General features: G+C 46.0%; 6 protein-coding genes. 1 reads left to right on the top strand and 5 read right to left on the bottom strand.

All coding sequences use genetic code 11. The features are described 5' to 3' along the window. The 5 genes from WBA89_RS10720 to WBA89_RS10700 form a co-directional block, all read right to left on the bottom strand. Positions 1-490 (bottom strand): Uma2 family endonuclease (locus WBA89_RS10720; protein ID WP_424406268.1); only part of this gene is annotated, 490 nt, incomplete at its 3' end. A 75-nt stretch (positions 491-565) separates the two neighbouring features. Further along, positions 566-976 (bottom strand): type II toxin-antitoxin system tRNA(fMet)-specific endonuclease VapC, encoded by a 411-nt coding sequence (gene vapC, locus WBA89_RS10715; protein ID WP_424406267.1) that lies wholly within the window; start codon positions 974-976, stop codon positions 566-568. Further along, positions 973-1,227, bottom strand: coding sequence for a hypothetical protein (locus WBA89_RS10710; protein ID WP_424406266.1), 255 nt, complete (start codon positions 1,225-1,227; stop codon positions 973-975). Before WBA89_RS10710 ends, vapC begins: the two co-directional genes overlap by 4 nt. Before the next feature lie 63 nt (positions 1,228-1,290). Further along, complete coding sequence (locus WBA89_RS10705; protein ID WP_424406265.1) at positions 1,291-1,464, bottom strand: type II toxin-antitoxin system RelE family toxin; 174 nt, start codon at positions 1,462-1,464, stop codon at positions 1,291-1,293. A 172-nt stretch (positions 1,465-1,636) separates the two neighbouring features. Further along, positions 1,637-1,840, bottom strand: a complete 204-nt coding sequence (locus WBA89_RS10700) for a hypothetical protein (RefSeq protein ID WP_228056172.1) — start codon at positions 1,838-1,840, stop codon at positions 1,637-1,639. Positions 1,841-2,067: 227 nt separating this feature from the next. Here WBA89_RS10700 and WBA89_RS10695 point away from each other — a divergent pair. Beyond that, a partial coding sequence (locus WBA89_RS10695; RefSeq protein WP_424406269.1) for an Hsp70 family protein occupies positions 2,068-2,990 on the top strand: 923 nt, incomplete at its 3' end.

The raw sequence follows: 2,990 nt of genomic DNA, 5'->3' as shown, positions 1-2,990 counted from the left end.
CACTAGCCTTGGTTACTTCATATATTGCGTAAAATGCTGGATGGATGACATTTTCATAAATCCAGAATTTACCAGCCTTAGTTTCCTGTTTTCCCGATCGCAATAAAGGCGTTCTGTCCCGTTCTTCGGCCCCATTTCCCGATACAAACTCTAACACAATTAACGGCGATACAAATTCTTTCCACATCACGTAAGAACGGCGCGATTGACCGTCTAGTGTTGGCGGCACATTGGGTACGTAGAACCAGTCTGGCGCTTCTGCACCCTTTTCTAATGGGTCAGTCAACCGCCAATAAATGCCGCTGTCTTGACCGATGCAATAGTTGCCGTCAGCGTGAATTCTTTCTAAAACGGGAGTAATTGAATCGGTTAGTAAGATGCTTTGGGGATGTTCTTGAAAGTTTTTCACAAAAGTACCGTCAGATTCGGGTAGCTGAGTATGATCCGGCCAGCCAGTGGGATTGTTTTCTACATCTAGGGAGAATTGCATATTTTTGTTTTGATTGCAGGAATTGTTAGGAGGGAGCTTTTGATTTCGATTATATGCGAACTCAATACATCTAACTCATGCCTCTATCTCCCAATCTTCCAGACGCAAACCCTCAACACGACTGAACTCGCGGGTCTTGTGAGTTACCACGATTAGGTTGTTGGCAAGAGCAATAGAGGCAATCAACAGGTCATTAGGGCCGATAGGTGTCCCAGATGCAGCTAATTGAGCGCGAATTTGACCGTAAACTACGGCAGACTGGTCATCAAAAGGCAAACTTACAAACTCATTGAAAAAACGTTCTAGTCGAGCTAGATTGCTATCTTGACGAGAACTTTTAAAGGCACCCCAGTAAAGTTCTGCTTTAACTACAGAGCATATTGCTACATCACCTGACCGCATCATTGCTAGTCGGCGAGATACCGATGAGTTTCGGTCTGGATTTAACAAACGGATGCAAGTATTGGTGTCTAAAAGATAAATCACAGCAATTCTTCCCGGATTTCATATTCCAACTGCTCGGGACGAACAAGCGGTTCTCCCTCCCAACTTCCTATTACTGTCTCAAAAAAACCGGGCGACCAGCCTAAATCTTCCGGTGTTTTAGCCTCAGTTGTTGGTGTTATGGGCTGGAAAACTACAATAACTTCCAACTCTGTATCTTTGATACCACCGGGGATTTGCAAATGCAACATCCCGTCGGAACCGACGCGCGATCGCACTTTAATACTTTGCATAACTCTAGCCTCCTTAAGTTTGTAGCGAAAATTAATCTTGTTCGGGAGTAAGTTTTTCAATAATCACTCCAACTCAGCTAACAAATCAAGCACATCCTCATAATCATAAGGCGGACGCTTCCTGATAGCCAACACAGCGATTTGTTGAAATTCATCATCAACAGCGTAAATGATTCTCCACAAATCAACTCTAATTCGCTTGGGTTCCCAATTCGCGTTTGCATAAAATCGAAGCATAATGCTGTTGTCAGGACGTGCATCTTCACCCAGCGCCTCAATTATTTTCTAAATTCGCTGGCGAATGACTCCTGGTAAGTTTCGCCTCTCATCGTGAGCAGATGCCAATAGCCGAATTCGATACATTTAATAAGCTCAATCTTCATCCCATTCATCTTTAACGGTTCCCCAATCAAGCCAACCCGCCTTTTCTGGACTGCCACCGCATTTGTGCAATTGGGCCATCGCCGTGCAAGAAAATCTGTTCGTCTTCCCGATCTTCGATCCAGTCGATCAAAGCTTCCCAAGCCGATATGCTCAATTGTGCGGCTTTCTTTTTACCGTTAGCATCAACCACAAATTGAACGGATTTTAATATTTCTTTGATACTGGTCATTATAATTAATTCCTTAATTTGCTCTCTATTCTAATCAATTTGCTCCTCGGTTGCGGCGCCAAACCGTAGGGAAAAAAGGTCGATCGTACCCAGCCAACCTCAGCGGCCAACCGAGGAGTGAGGCAAACCCTCCGCAGCCCCGCTGCTCGACAAGGTACAATAAATGCGATCGTACTTGCGCTTATATTAAAAAAGCTAGACACAACGCCACAGGAGACAACCGACGTATGGGAAAAGTAGTTGGCATTGACCTCGGAACGACAAACTCAGTAGTAGCCGTCATGGAAGGCGGCAAACCGGTTGTGATTGCCAACGCAGAAGGGATGCGGACAACTCCTTCGGTGGTTGCTTTCACAAAAGAAGGAGAACGCCTTGTCGGACAGATGGCCAGACGCCAAACTGTTCTCAACCCGCAAAACACCTTTTACGCTGTCAAGCGGTACATCGGACGCAAGTATACCGAACTGACAGCAGAAGCAAAGCGCGTCCCTTACACAACTCGGCGCGACGACAGCGGAAACATCAAAATCAAATGTCCTCGCCTGAAAAAAGATTTTGCACCAGAGGAAATTGCGGCGATGGTGTTGCGGAAGTTGGCCGATGAAGCCAGCCGCTATCTCGGACAAGAAGTCACGGGGGCTGTAATCACTGTTCCTGCTTATTTCAACGACTCGCAGCGACAGGCGACGCGGGATGCGGGACGAATTGCCGGACTTGATGTCAAGCGGATTTTAAATGAGCCGACGGCGGCTTCTTTGGCTTACGGTTTGGAAAGGCGAGAAAGTCAAACAATCTTGGTTTTTGATTTGGGCGGCGGTACTTTTGATGTATCTATTTTAGATGTTGGAGACGGAGTATTTGAAGTCAAAGCAACTAGCGGCGATACTCAATTGGGAGGTAATGATTTTGACTCCAAAATTGTTGATTGGTTGGCAGAACAATTTTTGGAAAAAGAAGGCGTGGATTTGCGGAAAAACCGCCAAGCTTTGCAGCGGTTGATCGAAGCGGCAGAAAAAGCCAAAGTTGAGCTGTCTGGAGTCGGTGTTACTGAGATTAATTTGCCGTTTATTGATGCCAATGAAGATGGGCCTTTGCATTTGGAAACGCGGCTGACTCGCGGTCAATTTGAGGGGCTGTGCACGGATTTGGT

The organism is Microcoleus sp. (assembly GCF_049646505.1).
GTDB lineage: Bacteria > Cyanobacteriota > Cyanobacteriia > Cyanobacteriales > Microcoleaceae > Microcoleus.
This window is presented reverse-complemented; position numbering and strand designations above follow the sequence as displayed.